This is a genomic window from Paraburkholderia sp. BR10882 (genome assembly GCF_040948855.1).
Classification (GTDB): Bacteria; Pseudomonadota; Gammaproteobacteria; order Burkholderiales; family Burkholderiaceae; genus Paraburkholderia; species Paraburkholderia nodosa_A.
The window spans coordinates 310260-335677 of record NZ_JBFPKP010000003.1 but is presented as its reverse complement, the minus strand read 5'-3'; the positions used below and the strand labels follow the sequence as shown (position 1 = coordinate 335677).

Annotated in this window: 25 protein-coding genes; 15 read left to right on the top strand and 10 right to left on the bottom strand. The window is 59.9% G+C overall.

Features of this window, described 5'->3' with window-relative positions; translation table 11 throughout:
- Positions 1-248 precede the first annotated feature (248 nt).
- Genes AB3X99_RS10720 through AB3X99_RS10710 form a run of 3 tightly spaced genes read left to right on the top strand, consistent with a single transcriptional unit; the run spans position 249 to position 2328 of the window.
- The gene (locus AB3X99_RS10720; RefSeq protein ID WP_368616902.1) at positions 249-740 is read left to right on the top strand and encodes a hypothetical protein; all 492 of its coding nucleotides are present in this window, start codon (positions 249-251) and stop codon (positions 738-740) included.
- Positions 737-1510, top strand: coding sequence for a cobalamin biosynthesis protein CobQ (locus AB3X99_RS10715; RefSeq protein ID WP_368616901.1), 774 nt, complete (start codon positions 737-739; stop codon positions 1508-1510). The genes AB3X99_RS10720 and AB3X99_RS10715 overlap by 4 nt, the downstream gene beginning before the upstream one ends.
- Positions 1507-2328 (top strand): hypothetical protein, encoded by an 822-nt coding sequence (locus tag AB3X99_RS10710; protein ID WP_368616900.1) that lies wholly within the window; start codon positions 1507-1509, stop codon positions 2326-2328. The genes AB3X99_RS10715 and AB3X99_RS10710 overlap by 4 nt, the downstream gene beginning before the upstream one ends.
- A 313-nt stretch (positions 2329-2641) precedes the next feature.
- On the opposite strand, the gene AB3X99_RS10705 is transcribed toward AB3X99_RS10710, so the two are convergent.
- Positions 2642-3385 (bottom strand): LrgB family protein, encoded by a 744-nt coding sequence (locus AB3X99_RS10705; protein WP_368616899.1) that lies wholly within the window; start codon positions 3383-3385, stop codon positions 2642-2644.
- Positions 3382-3753 (bottom strand): CidA/LrgA family protein, encoded by a 372-nt coding sequence (locus tag AB3X99_RS10700; protein ID WP_368616898.1) that lies wholly within the window; start codon positions 3751-3753, stop codon positions 3382-3384. Before AB3X99_RS10700 ends, AB3X99_RS10705 begins: the two co-directional genes overlap by 4 nt.
- A gap of 269 nt (positions 3754-4022) precedes the next feature.
- Between AB3X99_RS10700 and AB3X99_RS10695 the strand changes: the two genes are divergently transcribed.
- Together AB3X99_RS10695 and galE are read left to right on the top strand one after the other, a co-directional pair.
- A complete protein-coding gene (locus tag AB3X99_RS10695) occupies positions 4023-5141 on the top strand; it encodes a glycosyltransferase family 4 protein (protein WP_368617044.1) in 1119 nt (372 codons plus the stop codon).
- Positions 5142-5173: 32 nt separating this feature from the next.
- Positions 5174-6205: a UDP-glucose 4-epimerase GalE gene (galE, locus tag AB3X99_RS10690; protein WP_368616897.1), complete on the top strand. Its 1032-nt coding sequence runs from the start codon at positions 5174-5176 to the stop codon at positions 6203-6205.
- Positions 6206-6320: 115 nt separating this feature from the next.
- Here galE and AB3X99_RS10685 read toward each other — a convergent pair whose 3' ends face one another.
- Both AB3X99_RS10685 and gmd read right to left on the bottom strand, forming a co-directional pair.
- Positions 6321-7220, bottom strand: a complete 900-nt coding sequence (locus AB3X99_RS10685) for an NAD-dependent epimerase/dehydratase family protein (protein ID WP_368616896.1) — start codon at positions 7218-7220, stop codon at positions 6321-6323.
- Positions 7220-8254, bottom strand: coding sequence for a GDP-mannose 4,6-dehydratase (gmd, locus tag AB3X99_RS10680; RefSeq protein ID WP_368616895.1), 1035 nt, complete (start codon positions 8252-8254; stop codon positions 7220-7222). Before gmd ends, AB3X99_RS10685 begins: the two co-directional genes overlap by 1 nt.
- 502 nt (positions 8255-8756) lie before the next feature.
- Here gmd and AB3X99_RS10675 point away from each other — a divergent pair.
- Positions 8757-10025, top strand: a complete 1269-nt coding sequence (locus AB3X99_RS10675; protein ID WP_368616894.1) for an O-antigen ligase family protein — start codon at positions 8757-8759, stop codon at positions 10023-10025.
- Between the two features lie 9 nt (positions 10026-10034).
- Here the strand turns inward: AB3X99_RS10675 and AB3X99_RS10670 are convergent, their stop codons facing one another.
- The 3 genes from AB3X99_RS10670 to AB3X99_RS10660 form a co-directional block, all read right to left on the bottom strand.
- Positions 10035-11027 (bottom strand): glycosyltransferase family 9 protein, encoded by a 993-nt coding sequence (locus AB3X99_RS10670; protein WP_368616893.1) that lies wholly within the window; start codon positions 11025-11027, stop codon positions 10035-10037.
- Between the two features lie 208 nt (positions 11028-11235).
- Positions 11236-11826 (bottom strand): hypothetical protein, encoded by a 591-nt coding sequence (locus AB3X99_RS10665; RefSeq protein ID WP_368616892.1) that lies wholly within the window; start codon positions 11824-11826, stop codon positions 11236-11238.
- A complete protein-coding gene (locus AB3X99_RS10660; RefSeq protein WP_368616891.1) occupies positions 11823-12257 on the bottom strand; it encodes a hypothetical protein in 435 nt (144 codons plus the stop codon). Before AB3X99_RS10660 ends, AB3X99_RS10665 begins: the two co-directional genes overlap by 4 nt.
- A 286-nt stretch (positions 12258-12543) precedes the next feature.
- Here AB3X99_RS10660 and cysC point away from each other — a divergent pair, with 286 nt between their 5' ends.
- Complete coding sequence (gene cysC / locus AB3X99_RS10655) at positions 12544-13152, top strand: adenylyl-sulfate kinase (protein ID WP_368616890.1); 609 nt, start codon at positions 12544-12546, stop codon at positions 13150-13152.
- Between the two features lie 41 nt (positions 13153-13193).
- Here cysC and AB3X99_RS10650 read toward each other — a convergent pair whose 3' ends face one another.
- The 3 genes from AB3X99_RS10650 to AB3X99_RS10640 form a co-directional block, all read right to left on the bottom strand.
- A complete protein-coding gene (locus tag AB3X99_RS10650) occupies positions 13194-15077 on the bottom strand; it encodes a polysaccharide biosynthesis protein (RefSeq protein WP_368616889.1) in 1884 nt (627 codons plus the stop codon).
- Positions 15078-15397: 320 nt separating this feature from the next.
- Entirely contained in the window at positions 15398-16420 is a 1023-nt protein-coding gene (locus tag AB3X99_RS10645) for a glycosyltransferase family 4 protein (RefSeq protein ID WP_368616888.1), read from the bottom strand.
- Positions 16417-17400 carry an NAD-dependent epimerase/dehydratase family protein gene (locus AB3X99_RS10640; RefSeq protein ID WP_368616887.1) on the bottom strand — a complete coding sequence of 328 codons (984 nt, stop codon included), beginning with the start codon at positions 17398-17400 and terminating at the stop codon, positions 16417-16419. The genes AB3X99_RS10645 and AB3X99_RS10640 overlap by 4 nt, the downstream gene beginning before the upstream one ends.
- Positions 17401-18046: 646 nt before the next feature.
- On the opposite strand from AB3X99_RS10640, the gene rfbF reads away from it, so the two are divergent.
- The 8 genes from rfbF to AB3X99_RS10600 are packed head-to-tail and all read left to right on the top strand — an operon-like array spanning position 18047 to position 25416.
- Positions 18047-18817, top strand: coding sequence for a glucose-1-phosphate cytidylyltransferase (rfbF, locus tag AB3X99_RS10635; protein WP_069267662.1), 771 nt, complete (start codon positions 18047-18049; stop codon positions 18815-18817).
- Positions 18817-19887, top strand: a complete 1071-nt coding sequence (rfbG, locus tag AB3X99_RS10630) for a CDP-glucose 4,6-dehydratase (RefSeq protein WP_069267663.1) — start codon at positions 18817-18819, stop codon at positions 19885-19887. Before rfbF ends, rfbG begins: the two co-directional genes overlap by 1 nt.
- 11 nt (positions 19888-19898) lie before the next feature.
- Complete coding sequence (rfbH, locus tag AB3X99_RS10625; RefSeq protein ID WP_368616886.1) at positions 19899-21212, top strand: lipopolysaccharide biosynthesis protein RfbH; 1314 nt, start codon at positions 19899-19901, stop codon at positions 21210-21212.
- Between the two features lie 9 nt (positions 21213-21221).
- Positions 21222-22268, top strand: a complete 1047-nt coding sequence (locus AB3X99_RS10620; protein WP_368616885.1) for an NAD-dependent epimerase/dehydratase family protein — start codon at positions 21222-21224, stop codon at positions 22266-22268.
- On the top strand, positions 22265-23071 hold the full coding sequence (locus AB3X99_RS10615) for a transketolase (RefSeq protein ID WP_368616884.1): 807 nt from the start codon (positions 22265-22267) through the stop codon (positions 23069-23071). The genes AB3X99_RS10620 and AB3X99_RS10615 overlap by 4 nt, the downstream gene beginning before the upstream one ends.
- The gene (locus AB3X99_RS10610) at positions 23068-23997 is read left to right on the top strand and encodes a transketolase family protein (protein ID WP_368616883.1); all 930 of its coding nucleotides are present in this window, start codon (positions 23068-23070) and stop codon (positions 23995-23997) included. Before AB3X99_RS10615 ends, AB3X99_RS10610 begins: the two co-directional genes overlap by 4 nt.
- Positions 23972-24424, top strand: a complete 453-nt coding sequence (locus AB3X99_RS10605) for a GtrA family protein (protein ID WP_368616882.1) — start codon at positions 23972-23974, stop codon at positions 24422-24424. The genes AB3X99_RS10610 and AB3X99_RS10605 overlap by 26 nt, the downstream gene beginning before the upstream one ends.
- Positions 24421-25416: a glycosyltransferase family 2 protein gene (locus AB3X99_RS10600; protein WP_368616881.1), complete on the top strand. Its 996-nt coding sequence runs from the start codon at positions 24421-24423 to the stop codon at positions 25414-25416. Before AB3X99_RS10605 ends, AB3X99_RS10600 begins: the two co-directional genes overlap by 4 nt.
- Positions 25417-25418: the final 2 nt, after the last annotated feature.

The following is a 25418-nucleotide window of genomic DNA, read 5'->3' as shown; positions in this document are numbered from 1 at the left end:
CAGCCGGTGAGCTGTGCTCATGAAGTGCCGGTGAGACGGGGGCGCGAAACCAGTGTGCATCCGGTGCACGCACCCGCGAAGGAAAAATTGGTAAGCGAAGATTTCAGGTATGGATAACCACGAACAACCGCGGCGTATCCAGGCGGCAACCGTGAAGTAAAGCGGGTCTGTGCGTAACTGATGGCGCGCCGGGATCTGTGTATGGTTCAGTCACGCCCTGAGGGAAACGACATCGGGAGGACCGCACAATGAGCGCGAAAGGTGAGCGGACTACGCCTGAACAGTGGGCAAAGCTGGACGCAGCCCTTCAGGGGCTGCATGAGCGCCCGCCGCCTGAGCCTGCGCGCTCGCTCACGTACGAGATCGCGCGGCGCGCCGACGTGCTGCGTGAGGCGCTGCACTCGGGCTGGCGCCTGCGCGATCTCTCCGCATTCTTCCGCGAGTCCGCAGGCATCGATGTGTCGCCCAACACGATCCAGACGGCGCTACGCCGGGCGCTGGAAGACGCAACGTCCGACAGGCGTCGGGTGCGCGCAAAACGTCCCAGGCCCAAGACTGCATCGGCTCACGCCGTTAGGAAAACGGCGGGAACCAGCCGTATCGCAACGCCACAGGCTGGACCACCAACGCAGACCGCGGCGCACGTCACGCAGCAAAACGCACACGCGCAGCACGCCGGGGACACCCCCGCCCTGGGTACTACGCTGACCCCGGGGGCAACGAAGCGAGGACAGCGATGAGACGGTTCGTGATGGTTTGCGGTGACAAGGGTGGCACGGGCAAGAGCCTCATGACGCGGGCACTGGCTGATCGCCTGCGACGTGAGCAACGCGATGTGCTGATGATTGACGGTGACGGGGAGGTCGGCAACCTCTTCCAGTTTTACGCCGGGCTCGATGAGGCGGGCTCACCGCTTGCGGACCAGGTCAGGGACGGCGTCGTGCCGCTGCGCTTTACGGGCACGGAGCGTGAGCGCGACCAACTGCTCGCCGCCATCGATCCCGGGCGCGCGCTCATCCTCGCGGACCTGCCTGCGGCCTCGCTCACGCAGCTTGGCGCGTTCGATCGCGATACCGGCTTTTTTGCGGAACTGGCACGCTGCGGCTACCGGCCTACGCTCGTCAACGTCCTTTCGCCATTCAGCTCGAGCACCCGCACGGTTCGCGAGATGATCGAACTCGCCGGCAAACAGGCCGACTATGTGGTGGCGATCAACCAGTGGTTCGGTGATCGCGAGGATTTTTTCATGTGGTATGGCGGCACGCATGCCGAGGCCAGTCCCGGGCGCGCGATGCTCAGCGAAGCGGGTGGAATCGAGATCACCCTGCCGAAGCTTCAGGCGGGCGTACTCGTTGCGATAGACGACCTGATGCTCACGTTCTCGCAGGCGCGCGAGGACAGACGGCTGACGACGCCCCAGCGTTCGCGGCTGCACCGCTGGATGCAGGCGCTTGACGGCGAGCTGGATGAGGCCGCGCAGTGGCTGGGGCTCACGGAGAAGAAGAAGTGAGCACGGAGGCATTCGACCGGCTGCTTTCGCGCATCGACGACGAAGAGCGCGCACGTATCCACGAAATGGCCATTGCGTACGGCCTGAGCTTTGACGATCCGTCATGGGTGCCCTTTGCGATCACGCAGATGACCCTGGACGAGCTGAAAATGCAGACGGCTGACGCGGCGAAGGAAATCGGGCAGGCGGCCGACCGCGCCCTGCGCAAGATCGGCAACAGCGCGCAGTCTGTGAGCGCCCAGGTCCAGCGCATGGCCGAAGCGCAGTCAGCAGCACTAAAAAGCCACCAGGATACGCTGGACACCCTGGAGCGGAATTCAACCGCCCGATACCAGAAGCTGCTGGCCGAACTCTCGGCGCAGACGATCAGCCGGCTGATCGAAAAAGGCGCAAATGGCATCGCGCAGGACGTCAGCCGCCAGTTGACCGGTGAGCACGGCATGCTTGTGCGAAGCGCCACTGACCACGCCGCGGCGCTCGAAGAGGCCCGTGGGCGGTTTGTTGCCTCCATCGATGCGGCCGTGCCCAAAGTGCACGAGGCGGCTGGCAAGGCGGCAGGCTCGATGCGCCGGGGCGTGCAAGGCACGGCACTGCTTGCAATGGGCGTTCTGCTGCTCCATGCGCTCGCGGTTCCGGGCTTCGTGATCTTCTGGACCCGGCATCAGCTGTTTACCGAGCCTGCCGTCCCGGCAACGTGCAGCGTCCCACAGCCGCCCGCCGGCCCTCGCGAGGCGTCGGCCGAAGCACGACCCGTCTCCCCGATGTCACATCGCGCCAGCCCCCGAAGAACCGGGCTGGAATCGACGACACAACGTTGAGACACAATATGGAATTTCGCGAGTTGGGGACGCCACGCCCCCAAGAACGACCGGCAAAACGGGACACTGCAGCACCGGCAACGAGACGCGCACGGATGGCACGCCGGAGCTACCCGCGCATATCGACGATGACCCCAATCAAGTCCCCGCCAGTCAGCCGCGCCATCGTCGACCGGCCGCCCCCCTTCCGGTAGGTCCTGCCGGGCCCAGCACCAGCCTTGCGCAGCAGAGTGCACCTCTACCGTCCGTCAGGCTGAACACCGGTAAATCCGGAGCAGCCGAAAACGGACAAGCCACCCCGCACGCGAACGCTCTACAACCACCGCAACAGCACCGGCAGCAGGACAGGCACGACGAACGCAGTAAAGACACCGTTTAGCCCCATGCCAAGCCCGGAAAAAGCGCCCATCTCCTCGCTCACCTGAAACGCACGCGCGGTTCCAATGCCGTGCGAGGCGACGCCGATTGCGAAGCCGCGCACCTCGGTCTCGCGCACGCGAATCACATTGAGAATCCAGCGAGCAGTCACCGCGCCGAACACGCCCGTCGATATCACGAGCACGGCAGTGAGCGACGGAATACCGCCGACCTTGTCGGCAACCGCCATGGCAATCGGCGTAGTGACCGACTTTGGCGCAAGCGACGCAATGGTCTGATGCGAAGCGCCGAAGAGCCTGGCGACGCCGACCGCCGACACGATCGCCGTAAGCGAGCCCGCAACGAGCCCGCCGAGCAATGGCAGCGCGCCGCGCTTGAGCTTGTCCCACTGACGATAGAGAGGCAGCGCAAGCGCGACCGTGGCGGGACCGAGCAGGAAGTGCACGAACTGCGCGCCTTCGAAATACGTGCGATACGGCGTGTCAGTAATCTTGAGCGCCGCGACGACGAGCGCCACGGCAATCAATACCGGGTTCGCGAGCGGATTGTGCTTTGCACGCGCATAGATATTGATGGCGATGAGATAGGCGACGAGCGTCACCGTCAAGCCGAGCAGCGGCGTGGCGGCGAGATAGACCCAGATCGCGTCGAGCTTCGTGATGGGCAGGTGGCTATTCATGATGCGCCCTCCCCGGCCGCTGGGTTGCGCCGCTGGCGACGCAGCAGTGCGCGTGTGACGAGCGCCGTCACCGCGATGCCGAGTGTCGTGCTCACGACGAGGCTCGCGATCACGGCGAGCGCCTCGCCGCGCACGGCCTGCGCGGACACCATGATGCCCACGCCCGCCGGAATGAAGAGCAGCGAGAGATGGCGCAGCAATTCGAGCGCGGTCGGCTCGATGGCCGCGGCGGCGGCGGGCCGCATCAACGCGAAGGCGAACAGAAGCAGCATGCCGATCACGGGACCGGGCACGGGCAGCGAGAACACGTAGGACACGCTCTCGCCGAGACACTGGAAGATCAGGAGGGCGGCAAGGGAACGAAGCATGGCTAAGGGCAAGGCGGGGCTGGAAACATGCGCGGCGCGCGCAGTGTAGCCCAATGATGCGCGATGCGCAGCGAATCTTCATGCTAGCTTGCAGCGCGCGACCTGCGCGCGCCGCTTCGGTCGGGCGGGTCCCGGTGCCCGTCGGCTAAAATGTGCGCCCCGGCCGCTGCCGCCATCGCCTGCCAACAACGCCCCCCGCTTTCGTGAACTCCTCGCCCGCCCGAACCGCTGCCGCCAGCGCGCCCCAGTCCGCCGCGCATCGGCACCCGCTGCATGTCGCCCTCGTCTGCAATACTGCCTGGGCGATCTATACCTATAGGCGCGGCTTGCTGCGCGAGCTCACGCAGGCGGGCGCGCAAGTCACCGTGATCGCGCCGCGCGACCGCACTTTCGAGCCACTCGCCGCCATGGGTTGCCACTGCGTCGAACTGCCGGTCGCCTCGAAGGGCACGAATCCGCTCGACGATCTGCGCACGTTCCTCGCGCTCTATCGCCACTATCGCGCGCTCAAGCCGGATGTCGTGTTCCACTACACGATCAAGCCGAATATCTACGGGTCGATCGCAGCCTGGCTCGCGCGCACGCCTTCGGTCGCGGTCACGACGGGCCTCGGTTACGTGTTCATCCAGAAGAGCCGCGCTGCGCAGGTCGCCAAGCGCTTGTATCGCTTCGCGTTCCGCTTCCCGCGTGAAGTGTGGTTCCTCAATCGCGATGACGAGGCCGCTTTCAAGGATGGCAATCTGCTCGCGCATCCCGAACGCGCGAGGCTGCTGCACGGCGAGGGCGTAGATCTCGACGATTTCCTCTTCACGCCCCTGCCGGAGCGCGCGGAGTTTGCTTTCGTTCTGATTGGCCGGCTGCTCTGGGACAAGGGCGTGGCAGAGTACGTCGAGGCCGCGCGCTCGCTGCGCGCGCGCTATCCGCACGCGCGTTTCCGGCTGCTCGGCCCGGTGGGCGTGGACAACCCGAGTGCGATCTCGCGCGAAGAAGTCGCGGCCTGGGAACGCGAAGGCGTAATTGAATATCTGGGCGAAACGGCCGATGTGCGCCCCTTTATCGCCGATGCGGACTGCGTCGTGCTGCCCTCGTACCGCGAAGGCGTGCCGCGCACGCTGATGGAAGCGAGCGCAATGGGCCGCCCGATCGTGGCGACCAACGTGCCCGGCTGCCGCGAAGTGGTTGCCGATGGCGTGAACGGCCTGCTGTGCGAAGCGCGCGACGCCGCCTCGCTCGCCGCCAGCCTCGCGCAGATGCTGGACCTCGACGGACCGGCGCGTGCTGCCATGGCCGGGCGCGGCCGAAAAAAAATCGAGAAAGAATTCGATGAGCGCGTTGTGGTACAACGCTACCGGGAACTGATCCGGGAAATCACCGGGTCGACTTTTTGATCGAGTCTGGATTTCACGGGAACGAACACGGCATGACTGCGACGAACTCAAAGGGCACCATCCTCGTCACCGGCGGCGCGGGTTACATCGGCTCGCATACCTGCGTCGAGCTGCTCAATGGCGGCTATGAGGTGGTCGCCATCGACAATCTCGTGAACAGCAGCAGCGAGTCGCTCAGGCGCGTCGAGCAGATCACCGGCAAGCCCGTGGCGTTCTACGAAGCCGACGTGCGCGACGCGGCCGCCGTTACGCGCGTTTTTGAAGCGCATCGCATCACCGGCGTGATTCATTTCGCGGCGCTCAAGGCCGTGGGCGAATCGGTGGCGAAGCCGATCGAGTATTACCGCAACAACGTCGACGGCCTGCTCGTGGTGCTCGACGTGATGCGCCAGCACGGCGTGAAGCAGTTCGTGTTCAGCTCTTCGGCCACGGTGTACGGCATGCCCGAACGCTCGCCGATCGACGAAACGTTTCCGCTCTCGGCAACGAATCCCTACGGCCAGTCGAAGCTCATCGCCGAGCAGATCCTGCGCGACGTCTCGATCTCGGATCCGGAATGGCGCATCGCCGTGCTGCGCTATTTCAATCCGGTGGGCGCGCATGAAAGCGGGCTGATCGGCGAGGACCCGGCCGGCATTCCGAACAACCTCATGCCTTATGTCGCGCAAGTGGCGGTGGGCAAGCTCGAAAAGCTGCGCGTGTTCGGCGGCGACTATCCGACCCCGGACGGTACGGGCGTACGCGACTATATTCACGTGGTCGATCTCGCGAAGGGCCACCTCAAGGCGCTCGATGCGCTTGCCGCGCGTAGCGAAGGCCTGGTCGTGAATCTCGGCACCGGGCGCGGTTACAGCGTGCTGGAAGTCGTGAAGGCGTTCGAACAGGCCTCAGGGCGCCCTGTGCCCTATGAGATCGTGGCGCGCCGCCCTGGCGACATCGCCGAGTGCTATGCGAACCCGGTCGCGGCGGAAAACGTCATCGGCTGGAAAGCGGAGTTCGGAATCGAGCGCATGTGCGTGGATCACTGGCGCTGGCAGGAGAAAAATCCGCGGGGTTTTGAGTAAGGCTGAATGCAGCCGCGCTGCTCTTCTGGCAGGTGCGGCTGCAAAGAGTGACACGTGCGCAGTACCTCGGCGCGACGCATTTGGTAGCGGGCAGAATGCACTCTGCCCGCCTCGGTCAGGCGACGCTGCTATCGGACAACATCCAGTGCAACGTGTCGTAGAGCGTCGGCGCATCGAGCTGGCCGATCGCGCTCAACAGCTTGTGATTATCGCCGCACTGCGATTTCACCTCGTGCTCACGCACAAAGGCGGGATTGGTCCGCGCTTCGATGTCGTGACCGGTGATCGTGGACATTGTCTGCAGTACGTGCGTCAGCGTGACTGCATGGCCCGAACACACGTTGAAAACTTCGCCGACTGGCGCCTTTTCGAGCAGCCTGCAATACACGTCGGCCACCCAGCGCACATCGGAGAAGTCGCGAGCCACATCGCGATTGCCCAGCTCGATGACTGGCGCACGCCGACGGAAGTGATCCGCCATCTTCGCAACGAGAAAACTCAGCGATTGGCCAACGCCGATGCAATTGAACGGGCGCACCGTGATGATCGGCAACCGGTCCGTCCAGAGTTGCGCCATGTATTCGAGCGCGACCTTGCTCACCGCGTAGTCGTTCGCGGGGTGATACGGCGCCGTCTCCGGGATCGGCAGGCCTAGCGGGCCCGCACCATAAATGTTCGCGCTGCTTGCAAGCAGCACCGCCGAAGGTTTCTTTTCACCGGCGGCGAGCGCCTCGAGCAGATTGCGCGAACCCACGACGTTGGTCGCATAAATTTCCCCCGGATTGCCGTGCCCGACGAACGAGATGGCGGCCAGATGCACGACCCAGTCGGGTCGCACCCGCGCCACCACCTCTGCAAGCCCCGCGCGATCCTGAAGATCGCACGCGTACACGTCAGGTTTGGGCTCATCACACCGTCGTACGAGACTCGAAATCTGATGGCCGCGCGCGCGCAATGCCTGAGCAACATAACGCCCCGTGAAGCCCTCGGCTCCCGTAATCAGCACTGAAGCCATTAGAACGACGTCCCCTTCTTGTTGCGCGCGACATCCGCTTCAACCATCATCTGGCACAGCGTTTCAAGTGACGTTTTCGGCGCCCAGCCAAGCTCGTCGTGGGCCTTTTGTGCATTGCCAATGAGAAGATCGACTTCGGCCGGCCGATAGAACGCGGGATTCACACGCACGATCGTCTTGCCGCTCTTGCCATCGCGTCCAATTTCGTTTTCCGCGGTGCCTTGCCATTCGATCTCGATGCCAAGGCACTTCCCTGCCGCGTTGACGAAATCGCGCACGCTTACCGTGCGGTTGGTTGCGAGCACATAAGTATCGGGCTGACCGGCCTGCAACATGCGCCACATGCCTTCCACGTATTCCTTCGCGTAGCCCCAGTCGCGCTGTGCGTCGAGGTTGCCGAGCTCGAGCACGTCGAGCTGGCCGAGGCTGATTTTCGCGAGCGAATCGGTGATCTTGCGCGTCACGAACTCGCGGCCGCGCAGCGGCGACTCGTGATTGAAGAGAATGCCGCTCGATGCAAACATGTCGTAGCTTTCACGGTAGTTCACCGTGATCCAGTGTGCGTAGAGCTTGGCGACGCCGTACGGGCTGCGCGGGTAGAACGGCGTCGATTCCGTCTGAGGAATAGCCTGCACCTTGCCGAACATCTCCGATGTGCTGGCTTGATAGAAACGCGCCTTCGGATTGATGATGCGAAGCGCCTCGAGCAGATTCAGCGCGCCGACCCCGGTCACCTGCGCGGTGAGCGCCGGCTGCTCGAACGACACGCCAACGAAGCTTTGCGCAGCGAGGTTATATACCTCGTCAGGCTGGGCGCGCTCCACCAAGCGAATACAGCTGCCCGCATCGAGCAAATCGTGCTCGACGAGGCGCAGATTTTGATGATGCGCGACGCCAAGCTCTTCCATACGCCAAAAATTGACGGAACTCGTCCGGCGGTAAGTGCCGTAGACGATATAGCCCTTCTCTAGAAGCTGCTCCGCCAGATAGGCGCCGTCCTGGCCGGTTATGCCAGTAATGATTGCTGATTTCACGATGTTCTTTCCCTCAAGTATGCGAATGATGCCATGCGCGGGTTCTTCGCGAGCGGTTTTGGAACATCGATTAATCAGAGATTCAAAATGCGGGGCGCAGGTTCCTCATCGGCGCCCTTTTGCCCGATGCGCGAATCGAAGTGCCTTCCAAAAATCTGATTGTTCACCGTGCCCGCGACGGGCAATCGCATTTGGGGCGCTTAAGTCTTCCTGCATCCGCATAATATTTATTCTTGTGCAGCTTGCTGCACGGCGGTGCGATCCTGGAACGCAGACACGCTTATGTCAAGCTCAACGACTATTCGCGCCCTTATTTTGTGGGCGTTGACGGTCTTGGTGTAAGCATTTCTCGGGGAAAACGCGAGCGGGTGGAATGTGTGCGTACAATGGCGGGTTTCCCGTCATACTTCGTAACCGAGAGGGTACGATTTGGGGACGTAATGCGGGAGACGTAGTCAGTCCCGCCCTTACCGACAAGAGCAGTGTAGCGATGCAGACAGCAGTGACGATTGACTCCCGACGCACCGAGCCTGGCGACTGGCTGACCGCGGCTTTCCTGCTCGGCTTTCCCTCTATTGCAATGCTCGTGCAGGGCGCCTCGAGCGCCGTTTCGATCGGCGCGGGTGTCATTGCCCTGGCGGCGCTGTGCTGGCGACCGGCTGGCGCGCCATACGGCTACGCGCGTCCCGACCGTCTCGGGCTGGCGTTGTGCATTGCACTGTGCGCCCCTGTTGCCGCCGTGGCGCTGAGCACGCTCTCGCACGACCATCCGTTGCTCCGCACCTGGGATTCGCCCTCGCGGTTCCTGCTTGCAGTCCCGATCTTTCTCGCCCTGCGGCGCGCGCCGCTGCGGATCTTCGCCTGGGCGGATCTCTCCTTTGCGCTGGGCGCGCTCTCCTCGCTCGTGATTGCCGTCATCCTGCCGCGCGATTGGGGCGACGGACGCATCGGCAGCGCATTCCTGAATCCGATTCATTTCGGCGATCTCGCAGTCGCGCTCGGCGTGCTGTCGGCGATTACACTGAACTGGTGGCGCAAGGATTCGGCGTTCCTGCGTGCGATCAAGTTCGCAGGCCTCTTTGCAGGCCTTGCCGCTTCGCTGCTGTCGGGCTCGCGTGGTGGCTGGGCTGCGATCCCTCTCGTAGCCGTACTGATCGTATGGGAACTCGGCCGCGGCAAGCCGCTTCACTGGAAGGTACTGATGCCGGTAACCGTCGCGCTGCTGCTCGGGATGGTGTACGGGCTGTCGGGGACGGTACGCCAGCGCGTCGGCGACGTGTCATCCGACCTCGCGCAGTACACGCAGGGCCACCGCGACACGTCGGTTGGCATACGCCTGCAACTCTACGAGGCAGCTTCCACGCTGATCGCCGAACACCCGGTGCTGGGCCTCGGTGGCGATGGGTTCCGCGACAAGATGACCTCGATGGCCAAGCAAGGCGCGCTCACCCCGAAGGCGGCCGCATTCGGCGAAGGTGAAGTGCATAACCAGTTGCTAGCCTACATGGCCAACTACGGCATTGTGGGCGGCCTCGCGCTGCTGGCGATCTACATCGCGCCCGCGATATTTTTCGCGGCGAAACTCAAGTCCGAATCGAGGACAACACGGCGCACAGCGCTCATGGGGCTGTCCTTCGTCCTGATGTTTTTCGTTTTTGGTCTGACCGTCGAGACGTTCGACCTGAAGAGCACCGTGTCTTTCTACGCGACCATGCTGGCCGTCCTCGCGGCGATTGCGGAACGCTCGGAGGTTCATGCGAACCTTATCTAGGGCAAAAGCTCAGGTCTGCGCCTCCATTTGATTTTGGGTAATCTGCTCTTCGCAATATCGCACGACTTCGCCTGCGATTTTTGCGTCCGGGATTTCATTGATACTGCCGTCGGTGAAAATCGGTCTCATCTTAGAGCGGGTATGCAAGCGCCATTCGGGGCGAATCTCACTAAAAATGGCGACACCGGGCTTCCCGAGCGCTGCCGCGATATGCATCAGCCCACCATCAGCGCCGAGAAAGAACGAACAGCGGTCAATGACCTCGGCAGCAGCCCGAAGATCCGGCATATCCGTGACAGTAACGAGGCGTTGTGCGGGCAGATGCGCTTCAATCTGCCTTACCGCCTCGCGAGCAGGTTCGCCATTTCCTAGCAGCACGTAGCGAGGTTTGACGTACGATTTCGGCCAGAACGCATCGACTGCCCGCAATAGTTTTGACCAGTCGTCGATCCGGCGCCGTCTGTCGTTCCCGCCTACCGCAACTAGGATCTGGAAACCATCAGCGTCGGCCGTCTCGTCGTGCACGACCTTAAGGGACGGCTCGATCGGTCCCGTGCCGTTTGTTACGTCGAAAATCTGAGCGAGTCGTTCGTAGCTCAACTGCATGCGCGAAAAATCTTCGTTCCGCCTATGGCCCATAATCGAGCAGAATCTTGTCCGCGGGAAAAAGCGGACTTTTTGCCCTAGTGTTTTGGTCGTAATGTTTTGGACGATAGCAAGGTCGTATCGGTCGTCGGCGTCCGACAACGCCTTAAATACACGCCTGAACCGACTATCGCCGGTGAACAACTCTATCGGCCCGTAGGGCATGCACAGATCAATCTCGATGTCCGCATGAATCAGGAAACGTTGCGACAAATCCATGATCGAATCACCGATCGTGCCCCAATCGTAATACCACAATACCTTTCTGGTGTTTCGGGGTGCCGTTTCCGTCATCAGGAATTGCTGACCGGACATGACCATCAAGGCCGCGCGTTTTATGGTGGCTAGAGTGCTCATTCAGAGTAGCGGGATTCGGTTCAGTCGTTTCAGTCCGGTATCGTAGCAGCAGTCTACACATGAATGTTCGGCGCACGAGCCGGCGTCGCGCATCGTGGACAAACCGCGCAATTTCGGGGCTGAGCTACGCTGTGGAGACCGGTAACCAGGTAGAAAAGGGAAGGCGGCTAGCCCCCAGAACTAGGGGCCAGCGATTGCGGCAAAAAAGCTACATCGGGATAAAACGAGGATTGCGCCATGCCTGCACGCCGTCCACGGCCAACTCTGGCTTTCGGTTGTTGACCTGATAGAAGGCGGGCCGCTCCATCTCGATGACCCAGTCGGTGGGCGAGAGAATGTCGTACAGCCTGCCCTCGATGTGTTTCGAGTGCGTGCCGATTAGCAAATAGGCCAGCTTCTCATTGAGAATCGGCAGGCACGCTTCGATCAAGTCAGCTTCTCCACCCTGAATGTCGATGTGCAGCAGGTCAATGCGGTCGCGCCCTGCAATGGCCGCTTCGAGCGAGATCATGGGCAGCAGGTCGTGACTGCCGCTCGCCACGGCTTGATCCTGTTGAGCTTGCGTGGCGTTAAATACCGGCGCCGATCCCCAACTGTGTCCGGGGTGCTCCTGGCGCGGAAATAAAGCGGTTCCGTCACTGGCGGCTGCAATACCGCGATGGAGGGTGTACTCGTCGCTGGTGAATCCATTGCGGGCTAATGCCTCACGAGCGAATTCGACGTGACCTTCGTCGCCCTCGATGCCGATGACATGGACCTTCCGGCCGGTGCGCTTCGCAGCCACGCCCATGTTGTTCATCCAGCAACCCAGCCGCAACCCAACTCGATCATTGTGAAGCTGTCGGGCCGGGACAGTTCCACCGCATGCAGTGCCGACGCCCATTCCGCGATGTCGGCATGCCAATTAGCCGGCAATGGAAACTGCTCCAGCTTTCCACCTTGGTCGGCCAGAAAGCTAAAGATCTTGGGGTCCACTAACACCCCGAGCCAGTTTGTCTGGAATCCCGGCGTAGGTTTGCGATCTTGTACTTCGTGTCGTCGCATGCACGCCAGCGCATCGAAACTGGCGAAGTAGGCGAAGAAGGGAGTGCCGCGAGCCGCCTCGACAAGGGCTTCCAGATTCCGTACACGCTCTTCGGCGGAGAGCAGCGCCACCGCTAGATCGTTGCGGTTGTCGTGCAGGCGACGCAAGGGGCCGATCGTGCGGCCGAGGCTTGTCATGATGGTCATTCAGTCTCCTCTTATGAAGGTCCGGGTGCAGCATCACTCAAATCGGCGCACGTGCGCTAGTCCTCAATCGGCCCCTGATATCCAAAATCCAACCGATCGTGCAAATCGTACCTGCTGAAGGTAAACGATTTTTGTCACTACAGTACTAGCAGGGTTCTCGGTACATGAATCATTACACAGAATTACAAGCCTGCAGATTTGTTGCGGTTTATTACATCCGCGTTACACGAACTGCTTCGAAACGTTAGAATGCGAATCAGGTTTACGTTGATCGAGGCGGCAAGAAGTGAATACAGCAACGTCGGCTGGAGTTGTCATCTGGCTCACCGGCATGTCCGGAGCGGGCAAGTCGACAGTCGCGCGCGCGTTGGTCAATCGACTGCAAACGTTTGCCCTTCGAGCAACGATGCTCGATGGCGACGTGTTGCGTACGGGCCTCAATTCAGATCTTGGTTTTAGTGACGCCGAGCGTACGGAAAATCTCAGGCGCGTGGCCCACGTGGCGGCGCTGTTTTGCAATGAGGGGTTTGTAGCCGTCACGGCGACCATTTCACCCGAGCCCGAGCACCGCGAAAATGCACGGCGCATTGTCGGCGAATCCGCGTTTGTCGAGGTGTTTGTCGACACCCCGCTCGAAGTTTGCGAAAAGCGCGACCCCAAAGGGCTATATCAACGCGCCCGCCGCGGTGAGATCGCACAGTTCACCGGTATCGCTTCACCCTATCACCCACCGGCTCATCCAGATCTCACACTGCATACGCAAGACAATACGGTCGAAAGTTGCGTCGACCGTATTGTCGATTATCTGGTGCGTAACCGCCGTTTCGCCATTGGCAGTGCGGGAGAGCGATCGCTCAAGATGACGAATCTTCGTGCTGTCGTTAGCGGGAAATAATCAAGGGCCGGCGAATCGCACTCGCCTCTTCGCCCCCGGAATCAGCCAGTGGCTCTGACCGACGTTCCACCCACACTTTGGAGCTTCGACACGCTCGACGGTTGGTACTCCGGCACCCAGCGGCGAAGATCGCGGCGCACTTCGTCGTCGCCCGGAACGCGGTGCTGCATCAACCACGGCAACAATTCGTCCAGCAGATTGACGGGCACCTCGCGCGCCCGCGCGATGCGCAGCTTCGGGTGCGCCGTACGCGCGGTCATCTCGTCATCGGCCAGCAACTCCTCATAGAGTTTCTCGCCGGGACGCAAGCCACTAAACTCGATACGGATCTGATCTTCGGCAAAGCCATAAAGCCGGATCAGATCGCGCGCTAGGTCGACGATCTTGACCGGCTTGCCCATGTCGAGAATGAAAATCTCGCCGCCCTGCCCCATGCTAGATGCCTGGAGCACGAGCTGCGCCGCCTCGGGAATCGTCATGAAAAAGCGGGTTATCTCGGGATGCGTGACGGTCACGGGACCGCCCCTCGCAATCTGCTGCTGAAACTTCGGGATGACACTTCCCGCGCTACCCAGTACGTTTCCAAAGCGAACGGTCTCGAACTGTGTGCGCTCGCTCGTCTGCTGCAGCGCCTGGCACGCCATCTCGGCGAGGCGCTTGCTCGCGCCCATGACATTGGTCGGGTTCACGGCCTTGTCAGTCGAAATCAGCACGAAATGGCGCACGTTGTTGCGAATCGCCGCGGTCGCGACACGGTATGTGCCAAGCACGTTGTTGCGCAATGCCTGCCATGCGTTGAGCTCCTCCATCAGCGGCACATGCTTGTATGCCGCCGCATGGAAGACGATATGCGGGGCGTAACGCGACATGACGTGGTCGAGCAGCAACGAGTCCTTCGCATCGCCGATGAACGAGATCATCGCCTGCTCGGGAAAGCGCTCGCGGATCTCCTCAGTGAGGCGGTAGATCGCGTATTCGGACAAGTCGAATGCAATGAGTTGCGCAGGCTGGAACTTCAGGATCTGGCGGCAGAGTTCGGAGCCAATCGAGCCACCCGCGCCTGTGACCATCACCACGCGATCTCGCAGCAGCGCCTCGACGTGGGCAGTGTCGATGTTGACCGCTTCACGGCCGAGAAGGTCTTCCAGATCGATCTGGCGAATCTGGGAAAGAAAACCCTGGCTAGGCATCAGGGCCGTGAGCGAAGGCAAGACCATCGCCCTGACGCCAAGGCGCACGCAGAGCGTAGCGAGGCGTCGCTGCGTCTCCATCGGCGCGGACGGAATCGCTATGATCACATGCTCGACCTTGAGCGTCTCCGTCCAGTGCGCGATCTCGTCGATCGTGCCGAGGACCTTGTAACCATAGATCTCGCGGCCCCGCTTCGCGACGTCGTCGTCGAGCAGACCAACCAGGCGCCATTCACCCGAGCGCGACAGCTCACGCGCGAGGCTCGCGCCCGCGCCCCCCGCACCAAGAATCAGCACAGGCTTGCCGCGACCGACAAGACCACCGTACAGATAGAACTCTTTACTGGCCCGGTAGATCGCTCGCGCGCCGCCCATTGCGAGGAACAGCAGCATCGGCGTAAGCAGGAGGACCGAGCGTGGAATGATCGGCTTCGGCTGAAACATGACCGCGCCAATCATGACGACGAGCGCACCGACCACGATCGCCTTTGCAATGCGCATCAGGTCGGGCAGGCTCGCGAAGACCCACAAGCCACGATACAAGCCGAAGGTGCGAAACATCGCGCCGTAGACGGGAAGGACCCAGAGGAGCGCAACGCATGCGCCCTTAAAAAAGGGAACCGGAATTTCACCGTTGAAGCGGACGACGTACGCGACGAGCCACGCCGCCACTGCGGCTAGCATGTCGAAGAAGAAAACACCGAACGACAACCAAGATGCCTTGGATCGCAACATTGGCGGCAAACCTCGAAATTATTTCGCGTCGGATTCTGGGGAGCCTACCCTGTGAAGATCGATGACGACCTCCCGGGAGGCAAATCTCCAGACCACGCACCTAAACTTGGCCATTGCTGCCACAGGGACCCGCTCCATGCCGCGGCGCCGCAGCAGTTATTATGCCCGCAAGCCTGACGAGGTACCAAACGATCGGAGCGCACCGCGCACTGATCTTAATGCTTGCGATGCGCCGCAGGAATTTCCCTGAAGAAACAAACGTCTCAGCCGCGTTACAGATGCGTCAGCATTTAAAGGGAAGAATCAACTGCGGAGATAAGCTAATTGTCGTTAGAATTCTGAAAGCTTCGCCAATGCATATCGATGACGACGGCACAGCACCCCAGAACGCCGTACCACGCCGCAAAAATCAGCCATTGCTGCCACATTGGCCGCCCCAGCGCCCATAAGGCGACGATGACACCCGCAAACATCACGGCATACCAGTAGATTGCGGTGCGACTGTGACCGATACCCGAGCGCACCATGCGTTGATAGTAGTGCTCCCGATGCGCTTGCCAAAATCTTTCCCCACGACAGACGCGCCTCAGCAATGTAATCGACGCATCCGCAATAAACGGGGAAAAAACCAAGGCTGGAAACCAGAGCGGCCAGACGGCGCCGCGCCAGCCCCAGTAGCCGAGTGCGCCCGCCAGAAAGCCGAGCGTGATCGAGCCGGCGTCACCCAGGAACAATTTCGCCGGGTGAAAATTGAGGAACAGGAAGCCGAGTGATGCCCCGGCGAGGGCGGCGCCGGTCTGCGCCAACGCCAACGAAGGATGCCCTGTAGCCAGCGCCGCCGCCGCATAGGCGCCGAAACCAAACAGTGCCATGCCGCCCGCGAGGCCATCGGCGCCGTCCATGAAGTTGTACAGGTTGATCAGCCAGAGCATCAGGAAGCCGATGCCTGCGAGTAGCCACCAAGGTGCGTCCGCCGGCCAGATGACTACCAGCGCGACCACTGCCGCGAAATGGACGGCAAACCGGATGCGCGCGGGCAAATCGCGACGATCGTCGATCTGCGACACCAAGGCGAGCGCCACCGCTCCCGCCGCGATCAACCACATCTGCGATGCGTGCCATAAGAGCGCCGCGAGGCCGACCGGTACGATCCCCCAACCGCCCACGCGCGGAATCGGCTTGACGTGAAGCGAGCGATGATTCGGCACATCCGTCGCGATACGCCAGGCGAGACCGGTCGAAAGCAAGCCCCGCAGGATCAGAAAACTCGCCAGAGCCGATACCGCGGCAATGAGCAGCACAGTCGAACCGGATGTTCCGAATACGTCGAAAGCCTCCCTCATGCGCGCCCCTGCTCCTTGCGACATGCGCGATACCAGTCGGCCGTCGCGCGCAGCCCCTCGTCCAGCGTGTACGGCGGGTGCCAGCCCGACAACTGTCGCCGGATCGCGGATGCATCGAGAACCAGACTTTCGGTGAGACGCTCGATCTGCGCGGTTCTTCCCGTGAGCCTGCCGGCGAGTTTGAGTAGTGACACGGGCACCGGTATGAGCCGTGCCGGGCGGCCGAGATGCCTGCCAATGGCACGCAGCAGGTCCGCGACGGAAGGCGCAACATCGTCTGCCAGATGAAAACAACCGTTTGCTGAGCGTGCGTCGGATGCGCAATGCATGAGCGCATCGGCCAGATTGTCGACGAACAGCAGGCTGCGCTGGGCATCCACGGCGCCGAACGGCAAGGGTGTCCCGCGCCAGACGGTATCGAGCATCTTGCGGAAGTTGGCGCCGACGTCCGGGCCATAGACGAGCGGTGGCCGTACGATGACGACATCGAGCCCCGTATCCGTGCGCAGATCGGCCAGTGATCGTTCCGCGGCAAGCTTCGAGCGGCCGTAGGCGTCGTCGGGTTGCGCGAGCGCGTCTTCTCGCAGCGGTTCGCGCGTGCCCCCGCTCCCCGCGATTGCCTTGATGCTGCTCACGTAGATGAAACGCCCCACGCCATGGCGCTGCGCGGCGCGCGCGACGCGCAGGGTGCCTTCGACGTTGGTCGCATTGAAGGCTCGCTGCGTCTCGTCGCTCTCCGTTTCATTCATGACGTGCACGCGCGCGGCAAGATGCACGACACAGTCGACATCGCCGGACGGCGCCGGCCAGTGCATGTCGATATCGGCGAATTCTGGCGTGCCATGAACCCATTCCACAACGCCAGCCGGTGCCGTGCCGGCCCGGCGAACGATACCGGTTACGCGGTGTCCGTTTTCGACCAGGGTACGGCATAAGGCGCGGCCCACGAAGCCATTCGCGCCCGTTACCACGACATGCATTGGTGTTGGTTCCTGGTAGTTCTAGACGAGAAAAATACGAATACGGCCAGTGAAGGAGCGCGATCGTACGGCGTTCGCGCTCGATTGGCGCATAACAATAGTGTAACGGATGGTCGCCCCCGAATCGGATCCATGGGACGCGCACCTGCAATCATGTTGTTATAGGAACGCCACTTGCGCCCTGCTATCAGTTGGCGGCCAACGCTTTGAGTTTTGCCCGAGGGCGCGAACAGACGCATGTATCTTCAACCGACCCACGTCAATGCAACGCGGGCGTGGTCAAGGACGGAAAGCAAACAGGTATGCAACAACCGCAGTCCTGCATCAGCAAACGCTTTGGAGCCGACCATCTGAAAGCCGATCTGCCCGCCTCGCCAAGTACGTCAATAGAAGCCGGAAGCGGCCGGAGGCAGCACAAACAGCGGTTCCGGCGGTTGCTATGCAACGCCAGAGCGGAACAATATAATGCTCGGGTTCCGCTCCCAAGACCTTACAAGATCGTTCGAAGCAAGCAGCAGGAATGATGCCCCAATAATCACGCAGTGCCCCACGGTGAATCGCGGCGCAGATCTGCGGCTTTAGTCGCCTCGGCCCGTAAGCCAAATCATTGCCTTCCAGAATCTACCGAATACACCACAGGATTTCGATGAAAGCTATCATTCTCGCAGGCGGACTTGGGACTCGAATTTCCGAAGACACGGCCAATCGCCCGAAGCCAATGATAGAAATCGGAGGGAAACCGATTCTGTGGCACATCATGAAGATCTACTCGGCTTACGGGGTCAACGATTTCGTGATCTGCTGCGGCTATAAGGGCTATGTAATCAAGGAATATTTTGCGAACTATTTCCTTCATACGTCGGATGTGACGTTCGATATGCGTACGAATGAAATGAAGGTTCATCAGCAATATGCCGAGCCCTGGAAGGTGACGTTAGTCGACACCGGAGAATCGACGATGACGGGCGGCCGTCTGCGTCGGGTGAAAGACTTCGTTAAGGATGAGGAATCTTTTTGCTTCACCTATGGTGATGGGCTTAGCAACATCAACATCAATACGCTCACGGAGTATCACAGGCAGCGCGGAACCCTTGCGACGCTCAGCGCCACTTACCCGCCAGGCCGTTTCGGCGCACTGGATATCCGGGAAAACAAAGTCAGTTCGTTCAAGGAAAAGCCGAAGGGCGACGGCGGAATGATTAATGGCGGATTCTTTGTGCTATCGCCGAAGGTGATCGACCTGATCCCGGACGACCAATGCATTTGGGAACGCGAGCCGCTGGAACAACTCGCCAGTAGTGGTCAACTTTCGGCGTACGAGCATGAAGGCTTCTGGCAGCCCATGGATACGTTGAGGGACAAGAATTACCTGGAAGAGCTTTGGCAGAGTGGCAAGGCGCCCTGGAAGGTGTGGTGATGACGGACAGTTCATTCTGGCGTGGCAAGAAAGTCTTTCTTACGGGGCATACCGGTTTCAAAGGCAGCTGGCTGACGCTCTGGCTACAGGCGCTCGGCGCCAGAGTCACGGGCTTTTCGCTCGCCCCCACTACCGAGCCGAACATGTTCGCGCTTGCGCGGGTTGCTGACGGCATTGAATCGATCATCGGGGATATACGCAACCGCGAGTCCCTGTTGAATGCGATCAAAGAGGCTGCGCCAGACGTTGTGATTCATATGGCAGCCCAGCCGCTCGTGCGCGAATCGTATGTGAATCCGGTGGAGACGTACGAGACGAATGTACTGGGTACAGTGCACTTGCTCGAGGCTGTTCGACACGTCCCCACCGTGCGGTCCGTCGTTATTGTCACCACTGACAAGTGTTACGAGAATCGGGAATGGGAATGGGGCTACCGCGAAAACGAAGCAATGGGTGGCTACGATCCGTACAGCAGCAGTAAGGGCTGCACTGAGTTGGTCACCGCCGCCTACCGTAGCTCTTTCTTCAATCCCGCAGCTTACGATAAACACGGCGTAGCAATCGCAAGCGCTCGCGCAGGCAATGTCATCGGGGGCGGAGACTGGGCAGTAGACCGGCTCATCCCCGACATCATCCGCGCAATCGGCAATGGAGAGACAGTCAGCATCCGCAGTCCGCACGCGATTCGGCCGTGGCAACACGTCCTCGAACCACTCAGTGGTTACCTTGCCCTCGCAGAAAGCCTGCATACCGCTGGACCGCGTCATGCCGACGCGTGGAACTTCGGGCCAAATGATTCGGATGCTCAGCCTGTTCAAGCGATCGTCGAGCGGCTCACATCACAATGGGGTGACAATGCGCGCTGGGCGCTGGACGGCAATGAGCACCCGCACGAAGCCACTTATCTGAAACTGGACTGCTCGAAAGCGCGTACGCGCCTCGGCTGGCGCCCCCGGTGGAGTCTCGACCGGACACTTGACAACATTGTCAGCTGGTACAAGGCCGCCGCCCGTGGTGAAGATATGCGCGCAGTTACACTAGCCCAAATTGACGAATACACTCAGTCTTAAGACTACCCGCCATGAATAAAGATCAGATCCGCGAGCAGATTATCCAACTCGTGCAGCAGTACGGTTCGCTTGCCACGCAACGGCCCGCATTCGAACCCGGAAAAACCGTGATCCCGCCCTCCGGCAAGGTGATTGGCGCACGCGAGATGGAGCTCATGGTCGAAGCATCGCTCGACGGCTGGCTTACGACCGGGCGTTTCAATGACGAGTTCGAAAAGAAACTCGCAGCGTATCTCGGCGTGAATTTCCTGATTACCGTCAACTCGGGTTCGTCCGCTAATCTGGTTGCGTTCTCAACGCTGACCTCCCCGAAGCTCGGCGATCGCGCGATCAAACGCGGTGACGAAGTAATCGGAGTTGCGGCGGGTTTCCCGACCACCGTCAATCCTATTATCCAGTTCGGCGCAGTACCGGTTTTTGTCGACGTAGAACTAGGTACGTACAACATCGACGCAAGCAAGATCGAAGCAGCCATTTCGCCGAAGACGAAAGCGATCATGCTCGCTCATACACTGGGCAATCCTTACAATCTCGAAGTCATCGTCGCCCTTTGCAAGAAGTACAACCTGTGGCTCATCGAAGACTGCTGCGATGCGCTTGGCGCGACCTATAACGGTCAACTCGTAGGTACGTTCGGCGATATCGGCACGCTCAGCTTCTATCCCGCGCACCACATCACTATGGGTGAAGGCGGCGCTGTCTTCACGAATAACCCCGAACTCAAGTTGATCGCGGAATCGTTCCGCGATTGGGGGCGCGACTGTTACTGCGCACCTGGCAAGGACAACACCTGTGGCAAGCGGTTCTGCTGGAAGCTTGGCAACTTGCCAGAAGGCTACGACCACAAGTACACCTACACGCACCTCGGCTACAACCTGAAGATCACGGACATGCAGGCGGCGTGTGCGCTCGCGCAGATGGATCGCCTCGATGGTTTCGTGCAGGCGCGTCGCGAGAACTTCGCATATCTGCATGACCGGTTGCAAAGCTGCAAGGACTTTCTGATTTTGCCCAACTCGACGCCGAATTCCGATCCGTCATGGTTTGGCTTCCCGATTACCTTGAAGCCAGAAGCCGAGTTCAACCGCGTTGACCTGCTTGACTACCTCGATCAGAACAAGGTCGGTACGCGACTGCTTTTCGCTGGCAACCTCACGCGTCAGCCGTACATGATTGGCAGGGAATACCGTGTCAGCGGCGAACTGACGAATACCGACATCGTCATGAACCGCACCTTCTGGGTTGGCGTGTACCCTGGCCTCAGCAAGGAGATGCTCGACTTCGTCGCCGAAAAGATCGAAACATTCCTCGGCGTCAACTTCTGATTTACAAATATGCGTAAGCCGCTGCCCGTTGAGGATCTCGATTTGATCGTCGACCAGACCGCCGAGGTCTGGTCTGCGTTCGATCGCGCGCGGCTTTTCATCACCGGTGGAACAGGTTTTATCGGCTCCTGGCTGCTCGAGGTGGTGCAGCATGCCAACCGCGTCCGAGGTAGCAGGATCGAAATCGTCGCCCTGAGTCGTGACCCCGACAAGGCACAAGGCCACGCGCCTCATCTATTCAATAGCGCTGAAGTAACGCTGATCAAAGGCGATGTGGCGGATTTCAGGGCAAACGCCGGACCAATAGATTTATGCATTCATGCGGCAACTGATGTTGCCGATCCAGCGAAGGCCTCGGACAGGCTACGAATATTCGATACGAATATCATCGGTACGCGAAATGTGCTCGACTTCGCCCAGGCACACGGCGCGTCGCGCTTTCTGCTCACATCGAGCGGCGCGATATATGGTACTCAGCCGCCAGCGCTCACCCACGTACCAGAGACATTTAGCGGAGCACCCGATCCGCTCGATGTGAGCGCTGCGTATGGTCAAGGCAAGCGCGCAGCGGAATGGCTGGTGTCGGCGTACGGGCGCCAGAGCAATATGTTCGCCACTATTGCCCGGATCTACGCACTCATTGGTCCAGGCATCCCGCTTGACGGCCCGTTCGCGGCTGGAAATTTTATTCGTGATGCTTTGGCTGGTCGCCCTATCACCATCAACGGTGACGGGTGCCCGATGCGCAGTTATCTCTATATGGCGGATGCCTGCATTTGGCTCTTTCAGATGTTGCTTTCCGGCGAACGCGGCCAGGCATACAACGTAGGATCCGAGCGTGAAATTTCGATTATTGATCTCGCACGCATGATCGAAGCCCAGTGCGGCTCCAACATCCCGGCGACGCCGCGCATATCCCCGACAGGCGCCCCCGCCCCGAGGTACGTTCCGGATACGACAAAGGCGCGCAGCGTCCTCAATGTCGCAGAAATAACGCCTCTCGAAGACGCCTTACTCAAGACGATCAACTGGAACCGCATGGCGGTCACGGCATGACGAAATTCGATGCAGTTCGCCTGCGCAAGACCATATTGGATATGGCATTTGCGGGGTCGACAGTTCACATTGGCTGCGCATTTTCAATCGTGGAGTTGCTTGCAGTGCTTTATCGAAGCCATTTGCGCTTCGATGCAAACGACCCACGCTCCGCACGCCGCGACTACATGGTGCTCAGTAAGGGGCACGGCGTTATGGCGCAATATGCCTGCCTGCATGAAATCGGCTGGCTCGCGGCGCAGGACATCGCTCGGTATTTCGGAAACGGCACCCATCTTAAAGGGCTGGCAGATACACACGTGCCGGGTATCGAAGTCACTTCCGGTTCGTTAGGGCACGGTCTGTCTGTTGGCGTCGGACTCGCATTGGGTGCGAAGAGAAAGAAGACGGAGCAAATGTGCTACGCGCTTGTTGGAGACGGCGAATTGAACGAAGGGCCAATCTGGGAAGCTGCCCTTTTCGCTGCTCAGTTCAAACTGGACAACCTGGTAGTAATTGTAGACGTGAACGGTTTTCAAGCCATGGGTTCGACCGATGAGGTCATCGGCCTTGGCGATATAGCCGCGAAGTTCGCGGCTTTCGATTTTGACACGTTGAGCATCGACGGCCACGACGAAGCTGCGATTGGTGCCGCCTATCAGCAGTTCAAAAACCAGAAGAACGGACGTCCAAAGGCGCTAGTCGCCAAGACAGTCAAAGGGAAAGGCGTCTCGTTCATGGAACACGACAATATCTGGCACTACACGCGGCTCACACCCCAGACCTATGAAGCTGCCGTGTCTGAACTGGGAGGCCAGCAATGAGAGATGCATTTTCGAACGCATTGGTAACCGCAGCCAAACAAGACCCCAAGGTGTTGCTGCTGACAGGCGACCACGGTTACGCGCTTTTCGATGCGTTCCGGCACGCATGCCCCGATCAATATCTGAATTGCGGCATAGCCGAGCAAAATATGGTTGGCGTCGCTGCCGGACTCGCGAAGGCGGGGTTCCGCCCGATCGTCTATGGCTTGGCAGCGTTCGTGCCGATCCGCGTGCTTGAGCAGATCAAGATCGATGTCTGCTATGAGAATTTGCCCGTTACCTTTATCGGCGACGGAGCTGGAGTCGTTTACGCTCAGCTTGGTACTAGCCATCAATCCACCGAAGATATCGCCGCGTTGCGCGCTGTACCCCAAATTTCGATTTATTCGCCTGGCGACAGATTCGAATTGACTGCATGCGCAGAGCGCATCATGCGCAATCCGGGTCCCGCGTACCTTCGAATTGGCAAGGCCGACCTCGGTGACATCCATAGTGCACCTCTAAGCAACTGGTCAAACGGCGATTTGATTGCGGCGACTAACACTGGCGCGCCCTTTCTGTTCGTTGCCACTGGCTCTGGCGTCAAGTTGGCACAAAAAGTGGCTTCAGCACTGGGCAATGCAGACGTCGTTTCCGCCCCTTGTCTCAAACCATTCCCGGAATTGTCACTGCGTACCTTGGCCAAGGGCCGAGAGGCAATTATCACGTTCGAGGAACATTCGATCTACGGCGGACTTGGCGGCCTGGTCGCTGAAACGTTGATGGGTCACTACCTTGGAACATTTGTACGCGTCGGCATTCAGGATCGTTTCAGCGAGATATGCGGTAACTATGCGTATCTGATGGAGAGCCACGGTTTGGCCCCTGAGAGTGTTGAGAAACGGATCAGAAAGGCACTTGATGCAAGCGCCCAACTCCAACAGTAAGCCCGACGAGTTTGTAGGCGAGACGGGAAGCGAGCGTGGTCTCGCTGGCGAGCCAATGCGAAAAACGGCAACTCAGCTTGTTCGTTTTCTGGTTGTCGGCGGGCTGAACACCGCATTCGGATACTCGTTGTTCGCCGTACTCACCTACGTTGGTGTCGTCTACCCAATCGCAATCGGCCTCGCAACGGTCGGCGGCGTCCTGTTCAACTTCCAGAGCGTAGGGCGACTGGTTTTCTCTGGTGCGCCTCGCTCGCGTTTCTGGCGTTTCGTGGGCGTCTATTGTGTCGTCTACCTGGTAAATCTCGGCGGCGTACGTTTGTTGCTAGATCATGGCGCCAGCATTTACGTCGCAAATGCACTCATGCTGATTCCACTCAGCCTGCTTGCATTCATCCTTAACCGTCAGTTTGTTTTCAATTTCCCATGAAGCACGTTACGGTCGTCACTCCCTGTTTCAATGAGGAGGAAAACATCGAGGCGGTGTACAACGAGGCTCGCCGAGTATTCTCGACGATTCCCGGTGTGACATACGATCACCTGTTCATCGACAATGCGTCCACAGACGCGACTGTCAGCAAGCTGCGCAGTATTGCGGCGACAGACCCTGCCGTTAGTGTGATCGTCAACGCGCGAAATTTCGGGCATATCCGCTCTCCGATGTATGGACTGATGCAGGCTAAGGGCGACGCTGTCATTCTCCTCGTCGCCGACCTCCAGGATCCTCCCGACTTGATGCGTGATTTCGTCGAGAAGTGGCTTGCGGGCGCACCAATCGTAATCGGCGTAAAGCCTGAATCGAAAGAGTCTGCGCTCTTCTTTGCACTCCGCCGCATGTACTATCGTTTAGTCACGCGCATTGCAAACGTAAAGCTCATTCAAAACTTCACCGGGTTTGGGCTCTACGATCGGAAAATTATTGAAATTCTGCGGAAAATTGACGATCCCTATCCGTACTTTCGCGGGCTCATCTGCGAGATCGGCTTCGATGTGATCCAGTTGCCTTATGTGCAACCGCGACGCAAACGTGGGATCTCCAAGAACAACTTCTATACGCTGTACGACATCGCGATGCTTGGCATCACCTCGCATTCGAAGGTGCCGCTCAGGCTTGCTGCTATCGGAGGGTTTTTCCTGTCAGGTGTAAGCCTCTGTCTATCGCTCGTCTACCTCGTGTTGAAGTTGATGTACTGGAACAGCTTCACCATGGGAAGTGCACCGATGCTCATCGGGTTGTTCTTTTTTTCGTCAGTGCAACTGTTTTTCATCGGTTTGCTGGGTGAGTACGTGGGCGCAATTCTGACTTATGCCCAGAGACGTCCGTTAGTGATTGAACGAGAGAGAATCAACGGCATCGCTGCGTCCGACGACGCTAGCTCGGCTACCGCTGAGAAATCGGACTCTATTGCGCCCGCAGCCTAACC